The sequence below is a fragment of the uncultured Erythrobacter sp. genome, assembly GCF_947492365.1.
Taxonomy (GTDB): domain Bacteria; phylum Pseudomonadota; class Alphaproteobacteria; order Sphingomonadales; family Sphingomonadaceae; genus Erythrobacter.
Map to the genome: position 1 here is coordinate 553,258 of NZ_CANLMB010000001.1, position 23,938 is coordinate 577,195.

The 23,938-nt window shown below is 60.0% G+C and carries 24 protein-coding genes; 13 read left to right on the plus strand and 11 right to left on the minus strand.

Features of this window, described 5'->3' with window-relative positions; translation table 11 throughout:
* Window position 1: 1 nt before the first annotated feature.
* The 6 genes from Q0887_RS02690 to Q0887_RS02715 all read left to right on the plus strand — a co-directional run bounded on the left by Q0887_RS02690 (window position 2) and on the right by Q0887_RS02715 (window position 4,473).
* Window positions 2–532: an O-acetyl-ADP-ribose deacetylase gene (locus Q0887_RS02690; protein ID WP_299192110.1), complete on the plus strand. Its 531-nt coding sequence runs from the start codon at window positions 2–4 to the stop codon at window positions 530–532.
* A 76-nt stretch (window positions 533–608) separates the two neighbouring features.
* A complete protein-coding gene (locus Q0887_RS02695; RefSeq protein WP_299192111.1) occupies window positions 609–1,235 on the plus strand; it encodes a TetR/AcrR family transcriptional regulator in 627 nt (208 codons plus the stop codon).
* Window positions 1,236–1,383: 148 nt separating this feature from the next.
* Window positions 1,384–2,286 carry a cupin domain-containing protein gene (locus tag Q0887_RS02700; protein WP_299192112.1) on the plus strand — a complete coding sequence of 301 codons (903 nt, stop codon included), beginning with the start codon at window positions 1,384–1,386 and terminating at the stop codon, window positions 2,284–2,286.
* Complete coding sequence (locus Q0887_RS02705; protein WP_299192113.1) at window positions 2,283–2,666, plus strand: hypothetical protein; 384 nt, start codon at window positions 2,283–2,285, stop codon at window positions 2,664–2,666. Before Q0887_RS02700 ends, Q0887_RS02705 begins: the two co-directional genes overlap by 4 nt.
* 77 nt (window positions 2,667–2,743) lie before the next feature.
* Window positions 2,744–3,934, plus strand: coding sequence for a carboxynorspermidine decarboxylase (locus Q0887_RS02710; RefSeq protein WP_299192115.1), 1,191 nt, complete (start codon window positions 2,744–2,746; stop codon window positions 3,932–3,934).
* Window positions 3,935–3,969: 35 nt separating this feature from the next.
* The gene (locus tag Q0887_RS02715) at window positions 3,970–4,473 is read left to right on the plus strand and encodes a hypothetical protein (protein WP_299192117.1); all 504 of its coding nucleotides are present in this window, start codon (window positions 3,970–3,972) and stop codon (window positions 4,471–4,473) included.
* 6 nt (window positions 4,474–4,479) lie between these two features.
* On the opposite strand, the gene Q0887_RS02720 is transcribed toward Q0887_RS02715, so the two are convergent.
* A complete protein-coding gene (locus tag Q0887_RS02720; protein WP_299192119.1) occupies window positions 4,480–5,391 on the minus strand; it encodes a DUF3137 domain-containing protein in 912 nt (303 codons plus the stop codon).
* A gap of 138 nt (window positions 5,392–5,529) precedes the next feature.
* Here Q0887_RS02720 and Q0887_RS02725 point away from each other — a divergent pair, with 138 nt between their 5' ends.
* A complete protein-coding gene (locus Q0887_RS02725; protein ID WP_299192120.1) occupies window positions 5,530–6,087 on the plus strand; it encodes a LemA family protein in 558 nt (185 codons plus the stop codon).
* A gap of 114 nt (window positions 6,088–6,201) precedes the next feature.
* On the plus strand, window positions 6,202–7,407 hold the full coding sequence (locus Q0887_RS02730) for a type III PLP-dependent enzyme (RefSeq protein ID WP_299192122.1): 1,206 nt from the start codon (window positions 6,202–6,204) through the stop codon (window positions 7,405–7,407).
* A 27-nt stretch (window positions 7,408–7,434) separates the two neighbouring features.
* Here Q0887_RS02730 and Q0887_RS02735 read toward each other — a convergent pair whose 3' ends face one another.
* The gene (locus tag Q0887_RS02735) at window positions 7,435–10,557 is read right to left on the minus strand and encodes a hypothetical protein (RefSeq protein ID WP_299192124.1); all 3,123 of its coding nucleotides are present in this window, start codon (window positions 10,555–10,557) and stop codon (window positions 7,435–7,437) included.
* Window positions 10,558–10,637: 80 nt separating this feature from the next.
* Window positions 10,638–12,203, minus strand: a complete 1,566-nt coding sequence (locus Q0887_RS02740; protein WP_299192126.1) for a hypothetical protein — start codon at window positions 12,201–12,203, stop codon at window positions 10,638–10,640.
* A gap of 102 nt (window positions 12,204–12,305) precedes the next feature.
* On the opposite strand from Q0887_RS02740, the gene Q0887_RS02745 reads away from it, so the two are divergent.
* Complete coding sequence (locus tag Q0887_RS02745) at window positions 12,306–12,647, plus strand: hypothetical protein (RefSeq protein ID WP_299192128.1); 342 nt, start codon at window positions 12,306–12,308, stop codon at window positions 12,645–12,647.
* Here the strand turns inward: Q0887_RS02745 and Q0887_RS02750 are convergent.
* The 8 genes from Q0887_RS02750 to Q0887_RS02785 form a co-directional block, all read right to left on the minus strand.
* Window positions 12,608–12,961, minus strand: a complete 354-nt coding sequence (locus Q0887_RS02750; protein ID WP_299192130.1) for a hypothetical protein — start codon at window positions 12,959–12,961, stop codon at window positions 12,608–12,610. The genes Q0887_RS02745 and Q0887_RS02750 overlap by 40 nt on opposite strands.
* Before the next feature lie 74 nt (window positions 12,962–13,035).
* Complete coding sequence (locus tag Q0887_RS02755) at window positions 13,036–14,247, minus strand: AAA family ATPase (protein WP_299192132.1); 1,212 nt, start codon at window positions 14,245–14,247, stop codon at window positions 13,036–13,038.
* 143 nt (window positions 14,248–14,390) lie between these two features.
* A complete protein-coding gene (locus Q0887_RS02760) occupies window positions 14,391–15,083 on the minus strand; it encodes a nitroreductase (protein ID WP_299192134.1) in 693 nt (230 codons plus the stop codon).
* 105 nt (window positions 15,084–15,188) lie between these two features.
* Window positions 15,189–16,058, minus strand: coding sequence for a TauD/TfdA family dioxygenase (locus Q0887_RS02765; RefSeq protein ID WP_299192136.1), 870 nt, complete (start codon window positions 16,056–16,058; stop codon window positions 15,189–15,191).
* A gap of 45 nt (window positions 16,059–16,103) precedes the next feature.
* Window positions 16,104–16,547: a DUF695 domain-containing protein gene (locus Q0887_RS02770; RefSeq protein ID WP_299192138.1), complete on the minus strand. Its 444-nt coding sequence runs from the start codon at window positions 16,545–16,547 to the stop codon at window positions 16,104–16,106.
* Window positions 16,544–17,764: a 5-aminolevulinate synthase gene (gene hemA, locus Q0887_RS02775; protein ID WP_299192140.1), complete on the minus strand. Its 1,221-nt coding sequence runs from the start codon at window positions 17,762–17,764 to the stop codon at window positions 16,544–16,546. Before hemA ends, Q0887_RS02770 begins: the two co-directional genes overlap by 4 nt.
* A gap of 180 nt (window positions 17,765–17,944) precedes the next feature.
* Window positions 17,945–19,273: a UDP-N-acetylmuramoyl-L-alanine--D-glutamate ligase gene (gene murD / locus Q0887_RS02780; protein WP_299192142.1), complete on the minus strand. Its 1,329-nt coding sequence runs from the start codon at window positions 19,271–19,273 to the stop codon at window positions 17,945–17,947.
* Window positions 19,260–20,636: a hypothetical protein gene (locus Q0887_RS02785; RefSeq protein WP_299192144.1), complete on the minus strand. Its 1,377-nt coding sequence runs from the start codon at window positions 20,634–20,636 to the stop codon at window positions 19,260–19,262. The genes murD and Q0887_RS02785 overlap by 14 nt, the downstream gene beginning before the upstream one ends.
* A gap of 117 nt (window positions 20,637–20,753) precedes the next feature.
* On the opposite strand from Q0887_RS02785, the gene plsY reads away from it, so the two are divergent.
* Genes plsY through Q0887_RS02805 form a run of 4 tightly spaced genes read left to right on the plus strand, consistent with a single transcriptional unit; the run spans window position 20,754 to window position 23,897 of the window.
* The gene (plsY, locus tag Q0887_RS02790) at window positions 20,754–21,398 is read left to right on the plus strand and encodes a glycerol-3-phosphate 1-O-acyltransferase PlsY (RefSeq protein ID WP_299192146.1); all 645 of its coding nucleotides are present in this window, start codon (window positions 20,754–20,756) and stop codon (window positions 21,396–21,398) included.
* A 16-nt stretch (window positions 21,399–21,414) separates the two neighbouring features.
* Complete coding sequence (gene dprA / locus Q0887_RS02795) at window positions 21,415–22,554, plus strand: DNA-processing protein DprA (RefSeq protein ID WP_299192148.1); 1,140 nt, start codon at window positions 21,415–21,417, stop codon at window positions 22,552–22,554.
* A 6-nt stretch (window positions 22,555–22,560) separates the two neighbouring features.
* A complete protein-coding gene (locus Q0887_RS02800; RefSeq protein ID WP_299192150.1) occupies window positions 22,561–23,232 on the plus strand; it encodes a hypothetical protein in 672 nt (223 codons plus the stop codon).
* Window positions 23,229–23,897: a hypothetical protein gene (locus Q0887_RS02805; protein WP_299192152.1), complete on the plus strand. Its 669-nt coding sequence runs from the start codon at window positions 23,229–23,231 to the stop codon at window positions 23,895–23,897. The genes Q0887_RS02800 and Q0887_RS02805 overlap by 4 nt, the downstream gene beginning before the upstream one ends.
* Window positions 23,898–23,938 lie beyond the last annotated feature (41 nt).

Here is a 23,938-nt window from a genome sequence, read left to right on the forward strand (position 1 = left end):
GATGGAAAACAAATCTGGCGATACGCTTCTTGAAGTCGTGATCGGCAACATTGTCGAATTGCGGCTGGATGCGATCGTCAATGCGGCGAATTCCTCACTTCTTGGCGGAGGCGGGGTCGATGGCGCTATCCATCGCGCAGCTGGGCCAGACCTGGTGCATGAGTGCAGATTGCTGGGCGGATGCAAAACCGGCGAGGTCAAAGTCACCAAAGGCTACAATCTGCAAGCTCGTCACATCATCCATACGGTTGGACCTGTCTGGCAAGATGGGAACAGGGGTGAAGAGGTGTTGCTGGGGCGATGCTATTCGCGTTCGGTTGAGGCCGCGGTGAAATTGGGCGCTCGCTCCGTCGGGTTTCCTGCCATCTCGACAGGGCGGTACCGGTTTCCGTTGAGCAAGGCCGCTAAGGTCGCGGTTCTATCTGTGAAGGCTGCGCTGACCGACAATCCCGGAGCAATCGAAAAGGTCGTGTTCGTTTGCTTTGATGATGAGGCGGGCGCTGCATTCGCACTGGCTCTCGATCGATATTAGCCGGTGCTCGCAAAGTTAGCGCGGCGCGGGTTTCTCTCTTTTGACCTGAGTTAAGCGCTCGCTTAAGCTTGCGCCTATGGACGCCGCCCGAACCAAGCAAAAGAAGCCGCAAAAGCGCACACTCGAAACCCGCGCGGCAATATTGGCTGCGGCCGAGCAATTGTTTGCAGAGCGGGGATTTGCGGCGACCGGCGTTCGCGATGTGGCAGAGGTTGCGGGCTGCAACCAAGCGCTCGTTTCGTATCATTTCAAGGGAAAGGCGGGGCTGTATGATGCGGTTCTTGGCGAAGCGATGCAGAGCTTTGTCGATGTCGCTGGGTTGCCGCCGTCTGACAACTCACAACCGGTCCGCAATCTGATCCGTGGGTTTGCCAGCGCGATCAGCGCAAGGCCTTACCTCGCGCCGATTTTGATGCGCGAATACATGAACCCTGATCGGCTGCTTGATCCCGATAGCGGGGCGATGTTGCGGCAGTCGATGGGATTGACCGAGCGGATGATCGCGTCCTTGCCCGATAACGCCCCAGCCAAAGCTCTCGACGCGCAAACAGTTCATCTCACTGTGCTTGGGCCGATGCTACTTTTCCTCATTGCCGCGCCTGTGCGGGAAGCGCTGGCCAAACGGGATCCGACCGTCAAGACGCCCACGCTCGAGACATTCGCCTCGCACTTGGCCGATATGCTGGAGCCTGCGCTTGAGTAAAAATTAAGCGCTTGCTTAAAATAAAGCCCACGTGTATTACCTCCGCACTACACCAACACGGAGGAAGTGGATTATGTGCGCAAGAGCGATCATCTTGGCGGGCCTCGCAGCAGGGGCGATAACGGCCGCAGCGATACCGGGAGTAGCCATGGCTCAAAGCAACAATCAGGTCGAAAGCGCCGCGGCGCTGAGCGATGCGGATATCGAGCGGGCGGATGCGATACTTCGCGAATTTGCCGATGATTATGTGAATGATCCGATGGCAATCAATTCGACATTTGGAATCAGGCTGGGCCAACAATGGTGGACCGTCTCAGTTGCTCGCCGCGAAACCCCTTCGGCGCGCGGCCGGCTTACCGATCACACATTCGGACCGCATGAAGTGTCGCTCACTCGCGGCAGGCCCGAACGCCCGACCTGGGGTTTCCGCATTGCCAGTCTCGACGTGCTTGAGAGGATTGCGAGCGGCGAGATCAATGCGGGCACGGCCGCGATGCAGAGCTTCGGCAGCGATCGGGTGGGTGTTGAAACCGGCGACATGCGAGGCTTTGAATCAACGGCGGGTGACGAGGCCGAGATGTATCTCGCACTGTCGCATTTTTTCACCAAGGGTAAGCCGGAGGTCACGCGTTTTGGCGCGGCGAATGCGCTGGTGACCCATGGTGCGCCAACAACCGCCTTGCACATGATGAAAGGCTTCAGGATCCTGTTCTTTTCGCTGCCCCCTGATGGAGAGGTCAATTCCGACCCGAGGCTCGAGGTCGGGCAGATGCCGAACCTGTTCGTAATTACGAGCGGAACCGGCGTGATGCATTCCGATGACGGGCCCATCCGCCTGGAGGCAGGGATGAGTGTGTTTGTTGCGCAGTTTGTGAAGCATCAATTTGTCAATGATGGCGACGAGCCGCTCGAAGGAGTGCTGGTGCTTTACGGCGACAATTCTGACTTTGCTTTCGGCACATCCTATCCGGCCTATCTCGAAGATCTCAACAGCTGGAACCGCGAATATGAATTCCGCAAACCGCAACCTGAAGAAGAGACAAGCCAATGATCGCGCGCAAGACTGCATGGGGGCTTTATGGCGTATTTCTGCTTGCCTTTGGTGCATACAAATATCTGATCGCAGCACCGCCTGAGTTCTCGATCGGATATATGGTTTCGGTCGCGATCCTGGTCGTCCTAACCGGAGTAATTCCCTTTGTCGTTGCGGCGTGGCTGGCAGGCAAGATGCCGTCGCCCGCCGGGCAATGGGTAGTTGCGATTGCGGTCGCGCTGATCGTCTGCTGCGCCGGATATGCCAGCTATTGGGCGCTTTTCATCGCTCCGACCGGAGCTGATGTTCCAATGCAGGCAGTCGCTTTGCGCGGGATATATCCCGGAGCGATCGAAGGCATTCTCGCCGGACTGCTGGCAGGATCGCGCAAGAGCTGAGCTCTTGCCATGGCTGACACGAAGCGGCTTCGCTGGGTGCTTCCAGCGAGGCCGCTTTACGTTTATGGGCCTGCTCCATGGAAACCAAAGCCGGCAATCCGGGCGCTTTCGCCCAGTTCGATCTGTCCCGTGTCGACAGCCCTGCCTTTGTTGTCGATGCGGCGAAAATCCGCAGCAATTGCCAGGTGCTGGCGGGCATTCGGGACGAAGCGGTGTCGGACGGGGCAAGCATCAAGGTGTTTGCCGCGCTCAAGGCGTTTTCCATGTGGTCGACCGCGCATGTCATCGGCGAGTATCTCGACGGGGTTTCGACCAGCGGCCTATGGGAAGCGCGGCTGGCGAGCGAGTTTTACGACGGCGAGATCGCAACCTATTCTGCCGCGTTCAAGCCGGAAGAGCTGGACGAGATTTGCAGGCTGTCAGACCATGTGATCTTCAACTCGCCCAGCCAGATGAAGCGCGCGGCGCTCATTCTGGATCAGGCGGCGGTGACGGGCGGGGATGTCAGCGTGGGCCTCAGGCTCAACCCGATGGTCCCGACCGGCGAAGTGCCCAAATACGATCCCAGCGCCCCCGGATCACGGCTCGGCTTTCCGATTGATCAGCTGACCGAGGAGACGATGGAGGGTGTCGAAGGCATCCATTTCCACAATCTGTGCGAGCAGACGTTCGAGCCGCTGCGCGCAACATGGGACCGCGTTTTCGATGCGATTGAGCCGTATTTCGGGCAGCTCAAATGGATCAATATGGGTGGCGGGCACCACATCACCCGCGATGACTACGAGCGCGATGAGCTGATCGAGTTCCTGCGCGACGCGGCGGCGGATACGGGCGCGGAAATCATCCTCGAACCCGGCGAAGCGGTCGCGCTGGATGCGGGCATTCTGGTTGGCACTCTGCTCGATACCGGCTTCAACGATGTGCCCATCGGCATCACCGATATCTCGGCCACCTGCCACATGCCCGACGTTCTCGAAGCGCCGTACCGCCCCGCGATGCTGGGCGAGCTGAGCGACGATTCCGTCCCGATCCGTCTGGGCGGACCGTCCTGCCTCGCTGGCGATGTGATTGGCGATTACCGCCTGCCGGTCAAAGCCGATCCCGGCGCGCGTTTCGCCTTCCTCGATCAGGCGCATTATTCGATGGTGAAGACCAACACTTTCAACGGCGTTCAGCTGCCGAGCATCTGGCTTTGGGACAGCGAAACCGATGCGCTCGAATGCGTGAAGCGGTTCGACTATGAGGACTTTCGCGACCGGCTCAGCTAGGCTGGCGCGCGAATGCTATCGGGGGAGCTTTGGAAATGTTGAAACTTGGAATCACCGCCGCGGCTGCTTTGGCGCTGGCGGGCTTGGTCGCAGCACCTGTTGCCGCGCAGGGATATGACGCGCAGACCGTAAAGCTGTCAGTGACGACCGCCGATCTCAGCGCGGTTGTCGGATCGCTGGGCCATGAAGTGCTCGAAGTCGATGAAAGCGAACAGATGGTGGTCGCGCGCGCCAAGGACGGGGTGACTTATTTCCTCATCGGTACGGCTTGTAACGCGGACGGCGTGTCGGGCTGTCAGGGCATCATGATGCAGGTGCGCTACAACCTGCCTCCCGAAGTGACCTTTGAAACTCTGGCCGAGGCGAATTTCAAGTATGCCGCGCTCAACACCTGGGCCGATTTCGAAGAAAAGACGCTTGGTGTGACCCGCTATCAGGTGCTCGATAATGGCGCGACGATGGCCAATATCCGCGCAAATGTGGCAGTGATGCTGGACCTTGCCCCGGATGCTGCCGGGATTGCCGCGGGTGGCGAATAGGGGCCGCTAAGGCCTGCCGCGAGACTCTTTAGAAAGCACCCGCCCGCGTTCGTTCTGGTTGATCGCGGTCGCAAGCCGCGCCATCGCTGCAAATTGCTCGGCGGTTTCGGCGGCGTGCTCGGCGTCTTTCTCAGCCTTCATCGATCCGCTTTCGAACATATTGCCGCTTTCAATCGCGATGATGACTTCTCCTTTGCGGAACAACGCGCGCACCGCATCGCCGTTAAACACCCGCTCCAGCGAAAGCAGATGCTCGACATAGCTGGGATGGATTAGGACGCGGGCTTCGACCTGATCGTCGCTCCAGACCTCGAACACCCCTTCGAAATCGGGGTGGACCTGATCCACATAATCCAGCCTATGGTCGCCAAATTCGGCATGGTCGGCGCGCCCACCAAAGCCGAACCATTTCTTGTGCTTGCCCTTGCGCTGCAAAAGCGTGGTCGAGTGGAAATTGCGGCCAAAGCCCATGGAGATGATCGCCCCGCGAAACACCGTGACCCAGCGGCGGTTCTTACCCGAACCGCGCCGCTGTTCGAGATGCGCCTCGTAAAGGTTGAAAGGGTGGCCCTCCAGCTCTCCAAACCAGCGGTCTTCCTGACTGTCTCGCTGGTAGGATGGCAGCAATCCATAGCGCCGCGCGGCTTCATATTCCTCGCCCGGCACAAGGTCATGCTCGTAGGATATGCCAAGACTACGCGCGATCGCGGAATTGATCCCGACCTTGATCGTCTTCTTGGCCTCGTTGATCGGAGCATAGCCCCAGGCGAACACGCCAAAACCGATAAAGCCCGACAGGAAGAGGCGGAACATGCCCAGTTCAAATGGCATGAACAGGATAAAGGCGATCACCGGCAAGGCGGCAATTCCGGCGTAAAACCAGCGATTGCGTGCCTTTTTCGTGGCTGCGTCGCGCATTGCCTGCTGCTGGGAAAGCCATTCCCCCAGCTCTCCGCTCATTAGACTTTGGACATCCGCGTGCATTGGCCTGTCTCCCCCCTTTCCCTTAACCTCTTACTGCTACTATAAACGCAGGCCGTAAAGGAGGGGTGGATAATGGGATTTCTTGGATTTGGGCTGATCGGCCTGTTGGTTGTGATCGCCGTTATGGTGATCGGGATTTACAACAATCTCGTCGGATTGCGCCAGAATGTGCGCCAGGGAACCGCCGATATCGACGCGCAATTGCGCCAGCGGCATGATCTCATCCCCAACCTCGTCGAAAGCGTGAAGGGCTATGCCGGGCACGAAAGTTCCACCCTCGAAGCGGTGGTTGAGGCGCGCAATGTCGCAGCCAAGGGATCGCCCGACAGCAGCAGCGAGCAAGGCCTCAAAATCGCGCTCGACAACCTGCTGGCACTGGGCGAGGCCTATCCCGACCTCAAGGCCAGCGCGAATTTTCAGGAGCTTCAGCGCGAGCTAGCCGATATCGAGGACAAGCTCGCCGCTGCCCGCCGTGCGCTCAACGCAGCGGTCGCGCAGTTCAACACGGCGCGCGAGAATTTCCCGGCGGTTCTGTTCGCCGGAATGCTCGGATTCCAGCAGGCTGACTTCAACCAGCTCGACGATAGCGAGCGCGGCACCGTGGATCAGGTTCCCAATGTCGGTTTTTGATTGCGGCTGAACATTTTGGCGCTATATGCGCGTCTCTTCTGCCCCAAGGGACTAACCGCAAGGCAGGCTCGTAACCGTTTGGTCGAACACTGAACCATTAGGGGGTCCCTTGAGTTGCACATCTTTCCTGATGCCAAGACTGTAGCGCGGGCTCGCCAGCCCGACGAGCCAGTCATCCTCAACCGCCCGCACGCCGCGACGCGTGCTGCAAAGTTCTTTGCCGAGAAGTTTCCCGGCAAGGTGCTCTATGCGGTGAAGGCCAATCCTGCTCCCGATCTGATCGAAGTGCTGTGGCGCGCGGGCGTTACGCATTACGACGTCGCCTCGATTGCCGAGGTCCGTCTGGTGCGTGCTCTGCTGCCCGAGGCGACCTTGTGCTTCATGCATCCGATCAAGACGCGCGGCGCGATCCGCGAGGCCTATCACACCCACGGCGTGCGCACTTTCAGCCTCGATTCCATCGAGGAGCTGGAGAAGATCGTCGAGGTGTGCAGCGATCCGGAAACGGGCGAACCAGCAACCGATCTGCGCCTGTGCGTGCGGCTGCGCGTGTCGAGCGAATATTCGGAACTGTCGCTTGCCAGCAAATTCGGCTGCGACCTGCTCGAAGCGCCCGGACTGCTCCAGAACGCGCGCCAGCATTGCGACTGGCTGGGCGTGTGCTTCCATGTCGGATCACAGGCGATGAGCCCGTTTGCCTTTGTGCAAGCGCTCGACCGCACCCGCGCTGCAATTGCGGAGGCGAGCGTTGTGATCGACATGATCGACGTGGGCGGGGGCTTCCCCAGCATCTATCCCGGCATGGAGCCGCCGCCGCTGGAGGATTACTTCCAGATCATCCACCAGCACTTCTACGCGCTGCCGGTCGCCTACAATGCAGAGCTGTGGTGCGAGCCGGGCCGCGCATTGTGCGCCGAATATTCGAGCATGATCGTCAAGGTCGAACGCCGCCGTGCGGGTGAGCTTTACATCAATGACGGCGCTTACGGCGCGCTCTACGACGCGGCGCATGTGGGCTGGCGCTTCCCCGTGGCCGCGCTCGAAGGCGATCTGCGCGACCCCCTAGAGGACTTCGCCTTCTACGGCCCCACCTGCGACGACGCCGACTACATGGCCGGCCCCTTCGCGCTGCCCGGCGACATCCAGGCAGGCGACTATATCGAGATCGGCATGCTCGGCGCCTACGGAGCGGCAATGAAGACCGGCTTCAACGGCTTCGGCGATGCAGAGGTCGTTGTGGTCGAAGACGAGCCGATGATGAGCCTGTTCGACGGCAGCCGCGTGCGGCCCGAGGCGGATAATGTGGTGAGCTTGCGCTAGGTGCTCCGCTAGCCGCTCGAGATGCTTTTAAAGCTCGCGCACCCGTGCGGTCCTCGGATCCACTAGAAACAGTCGTCCATGCGTATCACCCAGCAACACCTTGCCAGAGGTACGAGCGTGCCTCTTAGCGTGTTTGGTGAGGCGATCGGCGGGCCCAAGTGGCAGACGCGCATGACAGTAAAGCGTGAGTTCTTTATCGTGATGCAGCTCAAAGCGCGGCCCTGAACGTTCGTGACTGCGTATTTCGATCTTGCCATCGGTCACCACCGCAGCCGAACGATCGAGGTCGCATGGCACCAGATGATCGATACCTTCGTCCCGCGCACGCTTGGCCATGGTGAGGCGCACTTGGCGCTCGGAATATTCGTCCCATTGCTGCACGGCCAACCAGGCATTGTCTTTTGACAGCGGAGCCATGATGGATCCCCGGTCTTGGCTCCACGCCCAGAGCATTGGTGGATTAGGCTGGCCGGTTTGGCCATTCTCGCCCGGCCTTAGGATGAAAGTCTCAAGATCACCGCTATCAGTGAACTTCCAGAGTTCGATTATACCCAGCCGGTCGGGGCTTACATCCACTGTTGCCCAAGATGCGCATTTCAACCCGTGACAAAAGGCGATTGTTTGCAGCCTGTCCGTGAGCGAGCACGACCATAGAAACTCGAACTCAGGCTCTTGCGTAGTCATCCTCGCTAGACTGAGCGCGCCGATTCTGCCGCCCACCTGAACCATCCAGCCAAGCTCATCGGTGATGTCGTGATGCGCTTTCAAGGCGAGGCTACCTATTTCGCGCATTGTGCGTGAAGCGGTGTCGAAGCAGCTCACGATGGTTTGTGCCCCGAGGCCTTCGCGCAGGATCAGCACCTTGCTTCCCTGTCCAACGGGAATAATCGCGCTCGGCTGCTCAAAGCGTTCACGCCAGAGCATCGCGCCATTCTTGTCCATCAATTCGAGAAAACCTGAATCCCGCCATGCCAGAATGGTTCCGTTCCCAAGCACGCACGCTCTTGTCACCATCGGTTTTTGAGCGGCGAGGGGAGGTACGGTCCATTCGCGCGCTGTCTCTTCACTCGATTTGATCAAGCGGTTCAGCTTGGTCAGATCTCTCGCCAAAACGCGGTGTCCCGCCATGTTCAGCAATTGGCCCAAGGCGTCGAGATCAGGCGTTTGCAATTGACTGGAACCTTGCCGGAGCAGGCACTGGCCTAACTGCTCGAGCAATGTGGAGCCGGGACCCGACCAGAAAGTGTTCTGCTCGGGAGATTTGCGCAGCGCGAGCCGCCGTAAGGACGTAAGCACACCCAAAAGATCGTCGCCGCCCCGGTCGTCCTGCGTCGCATCCTGCAGCCGGTCCAGCGCCATGTCGAGCAGCTCATCTCCCGTCGCACGCAACCGCTCTGGAAATTGTTCTAGCGGATCGGGGTGCTCGAGCGTGCAAGTCAGGAGCGCGCGCGCAACGGCCTCGGCGGGCAGATTCGATCCTTGCGATGCGACAAGAACTGCGCCGAGCCACGATCGGCGCAGCGCGAGCAGGGTCGTATTGGCCCCAATCTGGTTGGCGAGTTCATCGGTCACTTGCAACGCGCGTAGCACCTGTCCGCTGTCAATCAGCGCTTCGGTCCAGGCCTTGATCACGTCGATGTGGAACACGGCGTCCTTCTTGCGGCTTTGTTCGACCAGAGCCTCAAAACAACCCGCCCGAACGGCCAAAGCCAACGCTTCTTGCTTGCGACCTGCCTCGTAAAGCAGCCGAACAGTGATTGCCGGATTGACCTTGCCAGCTAGCGCCAGTTTGAGCGCCTCATGTGGAAGCTTTGCTTTTTCGAGCAGCCGGACCGCCTCTTCGTGTTCGCCCAGAAGCTGCGAATAGATAAAGGCCGCGCGGCGCAAATCGCCATCCTTCTCCAATTGTTCGGCCAGTTGAAAATAGCGCTGCCGCAACTCCCAGTCCTGGCCGTCGCTCAGGATCGGCGCGCCAAATCCGCTATCAACATAGTCGAAATCGAGCGTTGCGCGCGCGCTGGGCAGCTCGCGTGGATAGATTGTGCGCTTGTGCTTCGATCCGGGCCGATTGTTGCCCAGCCGGAATGCCAGCTTGAGCGCTTCATCAATTTGCCCGCGCGCCATCATGCTTTCGAGCTGTTTAACTCGTTGGCTGACTTGGCGGTGAACTGAGCTGAACGGGTTCTTCCAAGCCAGCCAACCGAGAAAATTTTCAAAGAGGCCCGGGCCGCGTTCGCGCGCTGAATCGTGGGATGCGGAGCCATATGAAATGGCACCGCCAATCAACCCGCCCAGAAATCGCAGCAACATAAAACCAACAAAGAACCCGGCAATGGAGAGGCCAAGCACTTTCAACCCTGAGACGAGCACAGCGACCACGACGAAAGTGGCCAACAGGATCAGCGCAACTGTTGCAAGCCCCGCGAACACTTTCCAGATTCGCGGCCAGGTTCCGGCGAGATACCAGCCGAGCCGCCGCATGTTTTCACCGAAGGCCGATGGACGCTTCAGCCCTTCGCGCAACTCGCCAAATGGGTCGGGATCGCTAAGCTCTTGCGATTTCAGCAACCGCGCTGCGAGGCTCTCACTGATCGCGCTGCCGAATGGCTGGGCCGCCTTTCGCGTCTTGGCACGGTTGGCGTCAGCGCTGGCAGCCCGATTGTCGCTCTCATTCGCGGCGGCATCAGGGATAATGGCAGTGTGGATTGCGACCTCGGGCATCTCCCAGAGCTGCGTTCGCGGGACGGAACGAAGCAGGTGCAGCGAGACGCGCAAGGGCTGACCTGACCACCACAGCTCCACCGCGCGCACAGAGGCCGCATTCGCAGCATTGCTGCTCTTTGCATCGATGCCAGCGGCCGCCTCGCCATCGTCCTTGAAATAGCTTGTGAGCACTCCGGGCTTGGCAAGCGCCAAGGGCAAGGCCTGCGGGTACATCTGGGCAAGGCCTGATTTCGGCCTGCGCAGTTCAACAAAGGTAATATGGAACCGGTTTTCGCCTTGTTCGACATACCCTTCGGCAATGCGAGACACGTCATCCCTGATCGCCTTCAGTGCGGAGATTTGCAGGCTGCCGGGTCCGATGAAAGCAAGCCCAAGGCATGGCTGCCGCGCACCGAATTTGATGATCTGCGGAGGCAGCGGCGGCATGGTCGCAATTGCGCGCTGGGCTGCCCTGCTGAAACCTTGGCGCCCGGTTGTCCGCGCGCTTCGCGATGATCGCGTCACTCTCATGAAGCGTCCTTAACGCGCAGCAACATTGCCTCGTCTGCGATGGCGGTGAGATCAAATACTTCGCGTGCATTGTGTGCGTTGGGCCGCTTATAGCGTAGCGAAATCATCTCTTTGGGTTCACCAGAAAGGCCGACCTTAATCGCCAGCAATTTGGCGTTCCGCTGTGCGATGCGAACAATCCTGTCGGCATCTTCTCCCAAGTCGATAGGGCGAGTTGTACGAACTCGAGTGCCATCGCGATAACGAACCGCCTCGATCGTACCTTCGCCGCCGATCCGCGCGTCGGACCACAGTAGCGCGTGGACTTCATTGTTCTTGATGTTGATCGAAAGTACACGTTCACCATCATGAGTTTGAAACGGAAGCTCTGCATCCGCGTAAGCCTCGGATGAGGCTGATTGGCCGAGTGCAAACCAAGCGCCGGCACTTTGTGCGTATGCGAATTTGGTCGAATCGGATGACCAGACCATATCGTGGAATCGGACCGGCATCGCTTCGAGAGCGGGGCGATATCGCGCCACCAATTCTTCGTCGCGGTGCCGCATGACTTGCAAGAACGACATGGAGGCAGTTGAATTGTCGATGATGAAATGCTGCCCGGTGGACAGGAGAATCTCGGGCACTTCGGGTTGCAATAAGTTCCCTCTTCGATCGAGCCGATAGCGTGCACCTAAGCGACCAAAAACGTCGAGTGAACCGCCGTGGTGGAAATCATGATCGACTATGCCCGGTAGAGCGTAGTCGCGAGAATTGAGCAAATCATCACGAGCGTGAACTCGGTGGGAAATGTAGCTGCCCACATGCTCTTCGCTTCGAACGGTTAGAACGAAAAGCTGAATGGCGAGCCTGTGCTTCTCTCCGGCCTGGCGTAATAGAACGAGTTTGAGGACGTTCTTTTCAATATCGATACCTGCAATTCTTGCGTCTGCGGGCAAAGGCGCAAACCAGTTCCACGTCTCTCCTTCATATTGGCCGAGCCGTCGCACCAGCAGGCCATCGGACAAATGGATCACAAGATAATTGCCTGCAAGCACCGTTAGATAGCGCGGCGCCCACCCCTCCATCCGCGGGGCTTGCGAGGGTTCGCGGTGGTTTTTCTTGGAGTGCGAAGGGGCCGGGAAGGGGCGCTCAAGCGCGGATAGGCATTTTTTGTCATCAGCCAGCGCAATCAAGCCATGGGCTTGCTCGCGAAAAGCCTTGCGCACCGTGATCTCCACCTCGCGCGGCTCATTCTTGATATGCGGTTTGAGGACGAAGCTGAGGTGGTTGGGCTCCTGCGTGGCAACAGCATCTTGCGCGCTGTATTCGCGCCCGGACCCGATCACCCAATCGGCGTGATCGGGCCGGCTCGATTCATCCGTGCCAGTCTCAGCATCATCCCAGACTTGACGTGCAAGAGCGACGTCGCTGGCGGTTGCTTCGCGAAAAGCGACCGTGCGCAGAAAGCGCTTTACCGAATTGACCGAGAGCCCCTTGAACCAGGTGATCTCACCGCTTGAGGGAAGGAAGCACCATTCAAACCGGCCACCGCGTTGTTCGGCGACTCTCGCCAGAAAGAACAAAGCGGCGAGTGCTATCAGGCGCGCATGGCCGATGATTTCAGGGCCTGCTGAGACGATCACTCTCCAGACTTGCTTCGCGCCGGGATCGGCATATTGGCGGTCATGAAACAGCGTTTCTGCCTCGGCCAAGCGGCGGAGGAATTCGATGGGAGCCTCGGATTGGAGCAGCAATTCGCTTTGCAGAATATGCTCAAAGTCGCCGCGATTGGTCAGACCACTCAGCCCTTCAAATTCACCGCGCGGCGCATCATCTATCGAAGCCAGATTTCTGGCGAACATTTCGAACTGCGCCAATTGACCGCGCAACACTTGCGCCAAAGCTGGCGAAAGCTGGTCGAGCAGTGGATTGAACGGCGCATAAGCCGCCGGAAGAACCGCGTCTGGCGGGGATTGGTCGACCTCGCTCATGCGTTGAGCATCTCGCGTCGCAAGTGGACGGGGTAGATATCGACCTCGCTCGAAACAGCCTCTTCAGCGGCAAAGCGCGGCACAATTATTGCTGGCGAGCGAAAGCCCGTCTCTTGTGCCAAACGGCCCAGCAATTGCGCTTTCATATCATCGGGTACCGCTAGCTCTGAGCCGACGGGAAAATACCATCCCGGTTGAGCCTGATAGAGCGAGAGCGCCCCGGCAATCCTTGGCACAATCGGGTCACTCGTGCCGGGCAATGTCCCAGCGAAGATCGCGGCCCAACCATCACCGCGCGCGGCGGGCAGGCTGCGGATGAGCGGAGACTTCCCCTCTAAAGCGGTCTCCATCCGAGTGTGAGCATCGCTGCCTAGAAGCAACAAACCATCGACGCGCTGGAGGGGATCAGTTCGCCGCCACTGCATCACTCGGCTGCTGGCACGGCCTGATCGCCATCGGATGCATTGGCTCCGATCACTCCATTCGATCGCTCTTCCAAAGCGCCTTCTATCCGCTTGCGCAGATCGGCAAGATCATCGGGCAGTGTTTCTTCGGAGAAAGCTGCATCGATACTGGTGAGCAAAGTTTCGAGCCGGACCAGCCAAACTTCGCCCTCGCGCTCGGACCATGGTCCTGGGCGGGCGTTGAGCAGCGCCTCCGCTTGTCCTTGCAGCTGTGCTGCATGGGCGGACAGGCCGTGGATCGCTTGTTCAACACTGCCAGCCAGAACCGGATTGCGGCTTTCGGCGAGCTCAGCATGGAGCAGATCGCGCAGCTCCGCCTGCCGCTCGCGCGACTGGACCAGAAAGCTAACCGGCCACAGGTCCTCTAGACCTGCTTTGTCGCTCCCGCGAAGCAAAGCCGCTGCGGCGATCAGCTTTAGCCCTTTGACCAGTTTGCGATCTGACATCGGCACACCGAGCAAGCGGATCTTGCGCACAATATGCGCATAGGCCTCGCCTATGTCAGAAACGTCGACTTCAAGCGCTGCGCTTTGGAGCGCGGCCAACACTTTGCGATCCAGCGGGGCGAGGTCGTCTTGCGCGCGCTGAGCTTCTTTCCATCCCGCATCGAGCAAAGCTGGGAGCTGCTGATCCGGCACAGGATCGACAAACATGGTGAGCAGGAACCGATCAGCGAAAGCTGCCAGAGCGGCATCAGTGGGAAGCTCGTTTGAGGCAGCGATGCAGGAAACCAGGGGAACCTTGGTCTCGAACTGGCCGCGCCGATAGGTCCGCTCATTGAGGATCTTGAGCAGTGAGTTGAGAATCGCGGTCGAGCCGAGGAAAATTTCGTCGAGAAACGCGATTTCCGCTTCGGGCAGCATGCCCTTTGTCACCGGTCTTACTTCACCGTCGCGCAACGCGCCAAGATCGAGCGCGCCGAACAGCTCACCAGGCTCGGTGAACCGCCCGATCAGATATTCAAAACTGCTTGCATCGAGCGCATTGGCAATCGCCTGAACCGCGGCAGACTTGCCAGTGCCGGGCGGACCGATCAGCAGCACATGCTCCTTTGAAATCAGGCCCAGCATCACCAGCTCCATCAGCGATCTGCGCGCCACAAAACGGGCAGAAAGCGCATCGAGATGCTGATCAATCAGTTCAACGGCTTTGGAAGTATTGATTGAAGTCATCGGCCCCGCTTCAAGTCCTGTGTAAGAATTTCAAGGGCTAACCCCCGATCTCGTAGAAGACAACAGGACTCGGCTGATGACTGCCCGATCGATTTCCCTAGCAGCTGTACCGACGGCAATTAAGTCGTGCAGAAAGCGGAGGCTCACCCAAACCCTACAAACGTCGCAGCCTCGCCAACTTCGCGGCGTGTGATCTTCACCGGGTTTGCGGGGAAGTCTTCATCCGGCCAGCCCATGGCGACCGCTTTCATGATCACCTGATCGTCGGGAATACCGGCATGTTCGCGCACGACGGGGCTTTGCATGATGCCTTGCGAGTTGATCACGCAGCCTAGCCCGCGCGACCATGCGGCGTTGACGAGGGCTGTGGTGACGGCTCCGCAATCGAAGGCGGTGTCGTCGCTGCCTGACAATTCCTTGTCATAGGTCACGATCACGCAGACCGGCGCGTCAAACTGGCGGAATCCGCGCAGCACCCAGTCTTGGCGTTTCTCCTTGTCGTCGCGGCCGATCCCCATGGCCTCGAACAGCTGGATCGCGCAGCCGACCTGCCGGTCGCGGTGTTTGCCGGCGAAAGGTTCTCCGCGCCGAAATTCGCGGCTGTCGGGTTCGCCTGCGAGAATGCGCTCGGTGTTGCCCTTGCGGATGCGGTCGAGCGGTTCGCCGGTGATGACGTGGAAGTGATAGGGCTGGGTGTTCATCGAGGAGGGCGAGCGCATCGCCAGCCTGAGAATTTCCTCGATCAATTCCTGCGGCACCGGCTTGTCCAGATAGCCACGGATCGAGCGCCGGGAGAGAACGACCTCGTCATATTTCTGGTCCGGATTGCCGCTCATATCAGTCTGTCCTTTAGTGCTGTTTCATGGAGGCCTAGCGCACGCGCAGGCATGCGCAAAATACGCTACGGAAGCGGGCGCTCGATTGGTGTGCGGGGAGGGCGTTCAGGGCCGGAAGTAGGGTTTGTCGCCCGCAATCGTCACCCGCTCCATCACGCGGCGCGCGGGGAAGTAGTCGGACACGGCGTTATGCTGGCACACGCGGTTGTCCCAGAACGCGACCGATCCCGGCTTCCAGCGAAAGCGGCACTGGATCTCGACATCCCAAGCGGTCTTGTAGAGGTGGTCGAGCAGCCACGCGCTTTCTTCCTTGGAAAGCCCCTCGATATGGCTGGTGAAGCCATTGTTGACATAGACCACACGCTCGCCGGTTTCGGGATGGGTGCGGATCACCGGATGGCGCATCGGAGGGTACTTCTCGTGCAGCTCCTCGGGTGATTTCTTCAGACGGCGGGCGAAGACGCGGCTGATATCGTGAACCGCCGTCAGCCCTTCGCAGAAGCGCTGCATCTGCTCCGACAAGCGCTCGTAAGCGAGGTGCATATTGGCGAACAAAGTGTCGCCGCCCACATCGGGCACTTCGCGCGCGAGCAGGATCGAGCCAAGCGAAGGCTCCTCGCGCCATGTGACGTCAGAGTGCCAGTTGTTCTCCTGCCCCCGGCTCTTTGGCCCATGCGCGATGCGCAGGACTTCGGGATTGGGCTGATCCTTGGGGGTGGCGGGGTGGACCTCCAGCTCACCGAAGTGACGCGCAAAGGCGATGTGCTGTTCCTGCGTCAGATCCTGATCGCGGAAGAAAATCACGCCATATTTGAGCAGCGCCGCGCGGATCTGGTCGATGCTGTCCGCAATGTCCGAAGCGCCCAGATCAATCCCGAGTATCTCCGCCCCGATGGCAGGCGTCATCGGACGAATGTCGAGCGTGCCTGTGTCGAGCGCGTCTTTGTCTATTGGGCGGTCGAAAGTGATGGCCATTGTTCTCTCCCTCGGGAGGGAGTGTGGGCTAACAAAAATCAGTAATCAACCGACCAGTGCACGAACTTCGGCGAAGCCGTTCCAATCCGGGTCGTCGAATACCTGCAGATCAAGCGGGTAAGGGCCGAGGCCACGCAGGCTCTCGCTGAATTCTGTTTGGAACGCACCAACATCAGGCGTGTAGAATCGCCACTCACGCGCGCCGTTGTGCGTGATAATTGCGACACAAGAGCCCCACCATCCAGCATCGTCACTGGCGTCGAGAACGGGATCTTCGAACTCTCCCATCGATGCTGTTGTTTCCGAGGTAGGCAGTCCGTTCATTTCATCGGGATTGTAGGCCCAACGCACGATTACCAATTTGTCGAAGCGCTCGCGATCTGCCTGCGTCGGTTCGCCGGTGCGATAGCGCATGAAAATAGGACCATCGAGCGTTGCGCCCTGTGCAACCGTCCAATCATCAGTAGGAAAAATACCCGATTTGCTCATGCCGCCTTCGCGAGTTCCAGATCGAGTCGGTCCCAGATTTCCACCAGAGCGCTGGTCAGCTCGTCCATCATCGCTTCGGTGTGGGCGGGGCCGGGGGTGAAGCGCAGGCGCTCGGTTCCGCGCGGCACGGTGGGGTAATTGATCGGCTGCACATAGACGCCGTATTCGGCGAGCAGAATGTCGCTGATCTTTTTGGCGCGGGCAGGGTCGCCGACCATTAGCGGCACGATATGGGTGACGCTGTCCATCACCGGCAGACCGGCTTCGGCGAATTTCAGCTTGAGCATGGCGGCAGCGCCCTGCTGCGCGTTGCGCTCTACGCTGGACGACTTGAGGTGCTTCACCGAGGCGAGCACGCCCGCAACCAGAACCGGCGAGAGCGAAGTGGTGAAGATGAAACCGGGCGCATAGCTGCGGATGCAGTCGATCACGCGGGTGTCGGCTGCGATATAGCCGCCCATCACGCCGAACGCTTTGCCCAAAGTGCCTTCGATAATGTCGATCCGGTCCGCGGCGTTGTCGCGCTCCGAAATGCCGCCGCCATGGTCGCCATACATGCCGACCGCGTGGACCTCGTCGATATAGGTGAGGGCGTTGTATTTTTCGGCGAGGTCGCAGATCGCGTGGATCGGGGCGATGTCACCGTCCATCGAATAGACGCTTTCAAAGGCGATAACCTTGGGCGTTTCGTGGTCTTCGGCGGCGAGGAGCTCTTCGAGATGCGCCATGTCGTTGTGGCGGAACACACGCTTTTCACAGCCCGAATTGCGGATGCCAGCGATCATGCTGGCGTGGTTCAGCTCGTCGGAGAAGATGATGCAGCCCGGCAGCAATTTGGCCAGCGTTGAAAGCGTTGCGTCGTTCGAGACATAGCCGCTGGTGAACAGCAGCGCGCCTTGTTTGCCGTGCAATTCAGCAAGTTCACGCTCCAGCTCGACATGCAGGTGGGTGTTGCCGCCGATATTGCGCGTGCCGCCGCTGCCTGCGCCGACATCGTGCAGCGCTTCTTCCATCGCATTGATCACCACATCGTGCTGACCCATGGCGAGGTAGTCGTTCGAGCACCACACTGTGATCGGTTTCGGTCCGTTATGCCCGTGGAAACAGCGCGCATTGGGATAGGCACCCTTGTTGCGCAGAATGTCGATAAAGACGCGGTAACGGCCTTCTTCGTGAAGGCGGTCAATCGCGGAATCGAAGATCTGGTCGTAGTTCATTTGTCTTTGCCCTGGGCTTTCGCCCCGTCCTTTTGGGACGACCCGTAATCCGGGCTCTCCACGTCCACATCCTGTGTTCCACCGGTCATACAACCCCCTGATGACCGAGCGTTTAGCTGCCCGCCTGTTTAGCAACCGTGCCGTGCATTTCCACCGCGATCTTTGCGAATGGTTTGCAAGTTAAGCGGGCGAAAATGTTGCTGAAAGGAGCGATTGGAAGTGCCGCCCGCGCTCTTCGAAATTGGCATATTGCGAATGGCTGGGCGCGGCGGGTGACAGGAGGATCACGTCGCCGGGCTGGGCAGCGGCTTTGATGCGCTCCATCGCCTCGACAAGGTCGGCGCACACGGCGGCTGGGATCTGCGGAGCCTCGCGCGCGAGGTCTTGAGCGATCCTCTCGCCGGTGTGAGGGAGGAGGTAGGCGTGTGCGTCGCCTCTCTCGCCAAGATAGCGGGCGAGCGCGCGGTAGTCCTGCCCACGGTCGCTGCCGCCTAGGATCGCGTGGATGCGGCGATCAGGGAAGAGCGCGAAGGCGGCCATGGTCGCTTCGGGAATGGTCGAGATCGAGTCGTCGACGGCAGTTATGCCTTGCGGGAGATCGAACAGCTGAAGCCGGTGCGGCAGGTCGCCATAGGTGCCAAGGTCAAGGGCGAGCGGATCGTCGATCAGGCCCAGTTCGAACGCAACCGCAGCCGCGCCAGCGAGATTGCCGATATTGTGGCTCCCGCGCGGGAGTGTTCCTCTGATCTGGACCGGTGCGCCGTCGAATGTGAGCGAGCTGTCCGTTTCTGCATAGCCACTTGTGCCGTTGAACCATGTTACGTCGGGAAGCCCCGCGAGCCGCTCGCGCAAGCCCTTGTCGCGGGCATTGGCGAAGACCCGCGTTTTCGGATCAATCGACGCGAGGCGGAGCTTGGCAGCGTAGTAATCCTCGACGCTGCCATGCCATGGAACATGTTCGGGAAACAGGTTGGTGAAGACCGCAAAGTCCGGCCCATGGGCAAGGTCGGCGCATTGGTAGGAGGACAGCTCCAGCACGGTCAGATCCTCGCCCGGCTTCTGCGTCAGCGCAGGCACGCCGCCATTGCCGAGCAGCTGCGACTTTGCGCCTTTTGCTCCGGCAATGTGGTGGAGCAGCAGCGAGGTGGTGCTCTTGCCCTTGGTCCCCGTTACCGCAACGGTGCGCTGCGGCGCGTTGGCTTCAAACCACAGATTGGTGCCCGAAGTGAAGCGTGTGCCCTTGGCCTCGCCCGCCGCGATTTCAGGGCGGATGATCGGCACGCCGGGGCTTTTGACGATGAGGTCGAACGCGCTTTCGCTGATCGCGGTGCGCGCTGCGTCGCCGGTCAGCAGCGGAATACCGGGCAGGCTTGCAGGAGCTTTCTCCGCGTCATTGTCGCTCAGCAAAGTCAGCGCGGCTTCGGGCTGGGTTTCGAGCAGATGACGCACCGCCGCTTCGCCATCGCGGCCCAGGCCCCATATGCCGATCTTAGGACTACCCTGCGGCATAAGCGTGGATCAGGTCGCGGAAATGAGCGGGCAGTGGAGCTGGCTCGGGGGCGAGGATTTCGGCCATGCCGCGCTCCAGCTCCTCATCGCTGACCTGTAGTTCGGCGGCAAGTTTGCGCACAATTGCGGTGTCTTGCCAGACCGGATCGCGCGCTAGCAGCGCCAGCGTCAACGCGCTCTCGCGTTCCTCACCCACGCAGTCCCACGGCTTGTGCAGACCGATCCCCATCAGATCGCGATAGCCCGCTTCCTGCGCTGGATCGTCGAGCAGGTTGGCAGGGAAAATGCCGAGGAGCCGCTCGGGCGACATTGCGGGTGCGAGCAGCAGGAAGGTGAAGCGGCACTTTGCACAATCGCCGCACCACAATGCATCGGGCCGGTCCCGCAAGGCGAAGGCGCGGTTGCAACTGGTGAAGACCGTGTCGAAGTCATCGCGCTTGGCAAAAGTCCGCGCAATATGCGGCTCTGACAGCGGGCGCAGCAGCGAGAAATAGGCGAGGTCAGGGTGGACTTCACGTGCGATCAATGCCGCGAAGTCTTCCTCGAAAGCGGTGCTTTTGGAGAATTGGTGGTTCACCTCGCCCTCTGCCCCGATCAGCGTTGGCTCGTCGGCGGAGCGTTCGTTGGAGAGGATGACGTTGCCGTATCCGTGCACCAGCGCCGCGATCACCGCGATCAGGCTGACGATGGCGGTGATGGGGACGTGGCCGTTGAACGTGCCCGGTTTCTCGTTCCATTCGAACAGCAGCGGGTCGAGGCTGCGGGTGACTTTGATCAACGGCTTGCCAGCAACCTCGGCAGCGCCTGTCATCGGACCGCGCGGGTTCACGGCGAAGAGCGCGAAGTCCTCTCCCGCCGCCTGCATCGCCGCGAGGCTGACCAGCGAATCCTTGCCCCCGCCGATGAGCACCAGCGATTTGTCCGAAGGTATCGGAGCGGGCGAGGACGCATCCGCCACTGCACCGCCGCCGGTAAAGTTGAGCCGGTCTCCCAGAGTTAGCTCGTTGCGATGCGCGAACTCAGCCAACCCCCAGCGATAGGTGTCTGCGACGAATGCGCGGGCCTCTGCGGATAAAGCAAGCCCGCCGAAATCGAGCCGTTTGGGGGCAAAAAGTTTGTAATAACTCACCCCCGCAACCGCGCTCAGCAATGCCGCGGCCAGCTCGACTGCTGCGAGTGTCTCAGACGGCAAATCGGCAAAACTGGTGTGAAAATCGAGCCGCTCGGTAAATTCCGGCCCGCCCTCGAACGCATAATGCAGATCGAGCGTCCCCGCTTCGGCCGACAGCGTAAAGCCTCCAAAGCGGAAACACTCCGGTGCCGGGACCGGATTTTGTGTGGCAGGATCAGCTTTGTCGGGCATTGTGGGCGGTGAATTTCCGTTTCTTGGCCGTCGGAGCGACCCCAAGCGCAGTTGACATATGTTACGTCAAAGCGAAGCGTCTAGTCCTACACCGCAGATTATGAAGAGATTCGCCCGATGTTTGATGACTACGCCTTGCTTCTGGCTGCTTTGCTAGGGTTCTTGGCAGGCTCGATACCTTTCGGCCTGCTGCTAACCAAAGCCGCTGGCCTGGGCGATGTGCGCGACATCGGCAGCGGCTCCATCGGTGCGACCAATGTTCTGCGCACAGGCAATAAGGGGCTGGCAGCGGCTACGGTTTTGCTCGATGCGGCTAAGGGCGCTGTGCCGGTGCTTCTCGCGTCGATCCTTTGGAATGGGTGCGAGGCCTGCAGTATTTTTGGCTGCCAACCGGCAAATCCGCAAAAAGCCGCGATGGCGCTGGCGGCAGTTGGAGCGGTCGCCGGGCATTGCTTCACGCCGTGGCTTAACTTCAAGGGGGGCAAGGGCTTCGCAACCGCAGCAGGTGTGTTGTTGGCCCTCGCATGGCCGGTCATGCTTGTCTGCGCGGCAATCTGGGCGCTGACTTTGGCGCTGGGCAGAATCTCTTCGGTCGCGTCGATGACGACGGTGTTAGCTGCACCTTTGGTCGCTTGGGCGATGGGTTACCCAATTCACTTTTGGCCGCTGGTCGCCATCGCGGCCATCGTCCTGATCCAGCACAGAGCCAATATCGGCCGGTTGATGCGCGGTGAGGAGCCTAAGGTAGGCGGCAAGTCTTGATAGGGCGCTTTATCCCATGAACGAGCAGGGGTCGCAGCCAAAGCTCAGCCAAACGGAGGCCTTCGCGCGCATCCGCTTGCTGCGCTCGCCCAATATCGGCCCTGTCAGCTATCGCCAGCTGCTTGCGCGGTTTGGGACAGCGGCAGATGCGATAGAGGCGCTCCCCGATCTCGGCAGTCGCGGCAAGGTGCAATACCGCCCTGCGCCGGTCGAGAAGATCGAGCGCGAAATCGAAGGCGTGCGTGCAGCCGGTGCGCGCTACCTCTTCCACGATCTGCCCGACTATCCTGCCTTGCTGGCCGAGCTGGATAGCGCCCCGCCGATTGTCACTTGCCGCGGGCGGCTTGAACTGGCGAGCGAGCCTTGCGTCGCGATGGTCGGCGCGCGCAACGCTTCGGCGGCGGCGACCAAGCTTGCGCGTGAATTCGCCGCCGAGCTGAGCGCGGCCGGTTTCACAGTCGTCAGCGGGCTGGCGCGCGGGATCGACGGCGCGGCGCATGAGGGCGCGTTTCCCGCCACCATCGGCGTGATCGCAAGCGGGATCGACATCGCCTATCCGCCACAGCACACAGAGCTTCAGGAACGCATCGCCAAGAAAGGCCTGTTGATCGCCGAACAGCCGCCGGGCACTGAGCCGCGCGGACGGCACTTTCCTAGCCGCAACCGCATCATTGCAGGGCTGGCGAGCGGAACCGTGGTGGTCGAAGCCGCGCCCAAATCCGGCTCGCTCATCACCGCAAGGCTGGCGGGCGAGGCGGGCCGCGAAGTCATGGCGATCCCCGGTTCCCCGCTCGACACCCGCTCGCAAGGCTGCAACCAGCTGATCCGCGACGGCGCGGTGCTGGTGAGCGATCCGGCGGATGTGATTGAGCTGCTCGAAAGCTTCACCGGAGCGCCGCGATCGACCTATCGCGTTGCCGAGCAAGGGGCCGATTTCGACTATAGCGAGCTGGAGAGCGCCGACATCGCAATAGGCGCGAATGCAATTTCCGGCCTGCTTTCAACCGCTCCCATTGCACTTGATGAACTTGTGCGCCAATCGGGGGCAGAAGCGGCTGCGGTGCATATGGCCTTGCTCGAACTGGAACTATCCGGAGAGCTGGAGCGGCACGCGGGCGGGGCGGTGAGCCTGACTGGTGCAAACAGGGACGACTAAAGACACATGCCATTTATCCAGACCCGGACGGCGGATATCGGGGCTCTCTTCACAGGCACTTTCCGTGAGCTGTTCGAGATCAAGTTCGAACTGCTCCTCTATTTCGGATTCTTCATTGCAGCCGGCATTATCTCGGACATGGATGCACGGCTTATCGCGCCAATCGCGATTGTGACGACGATCGGATATTTCGCGGGCCAGTATTACCTCTATCGCGCTTTGCTCGGAAAAACGGTCGGCGGGTATGATCCGAGGTTCAAGGTGTTCAGTTTCACCTTCATGGCGGTGATCCTGTTCTTTCCGATCATGTTCGGGTTAAATCTCTTCTACATTCCCGGCCTGCTGCTCGCCGCAAAATGGGTCATGGCGCCGACTTATCTGGTGGCGGAGGAGATCGATCTGCTCGATGCGATGGGATCGTCATGGAGCGCGAGCAGCAACAATCTGCTGCCGCTGTCGGTTGTGTTCACCTTGCTCTGCGTGGTCTGGGTGTTTGTGTTGGTGATTATGATAGGGCTGGCCGACACGTTCGGAGGGTACCGCTCCGGATTTGGCACCAGCTTGACCGGCGTCTGGCTCGGCATTCATACCCTGCCAGTGATGCTGATGGGCCTATCCGTGACCGCCTACAAGCAGCTCAACAATTCGATCGAGGATGTGACGGCGGTGTTTGAGTGAGAGACCTTTCGCATACCCAGTCCTTGCTAATCGCTGCGCAACAACAGATTGGGCGCCTCGGCGCGCTGGCAATTGCGGGATATGTGGCGGCTGCGACTGCAATCTACTCGGTTGCCGATTCCTACTACTACAATGAAGACTCACTTTATTGGCTCACCGCGATCTTTGTTTGGGGGCTAGGCTACCTGCTGCTGGTGCATCTGATGCGGGTGAACGGGCCTGCTGGTGAGCAGCACTTTGGAGGAGTAGGCGGATATTTTGCCCTCGGGCTATTCGCGGGGATCGCGATTGTAGTCGGAGTGATCTTGTTCATCATTCCCGGTCTTTACCTGATGATGCGCTGGCTGCCTGCTTATGCGAGATACCAGCATGCAGGGACGGATGTGGTTGGTGCGATGAGGTGGAGCTGGGAGCACACAGAAGATATCCAGCTGGCGCTCTTCCTTGCTTTGATCGGACCGGTGCTGATGCTGGCAGCGGCTCTGACATTTAGTATAGCAAATGCTTTCTATCTCCACGATATCATCGACCCGACATCGATCTGGCCATTTTGGGTGATCAATCTGCTCAGTTCGCTCTCGGTCGCCTGGACGCAACTCCTAGGCGTCGCCGCCTACCGAGTGATCCAGCGTCACCACTCCGTCCCTGTCGAAACATTTGAATGAGGCTTGACGGCCCGCAAAATCCCGTCCCACTCTCGCGCGTA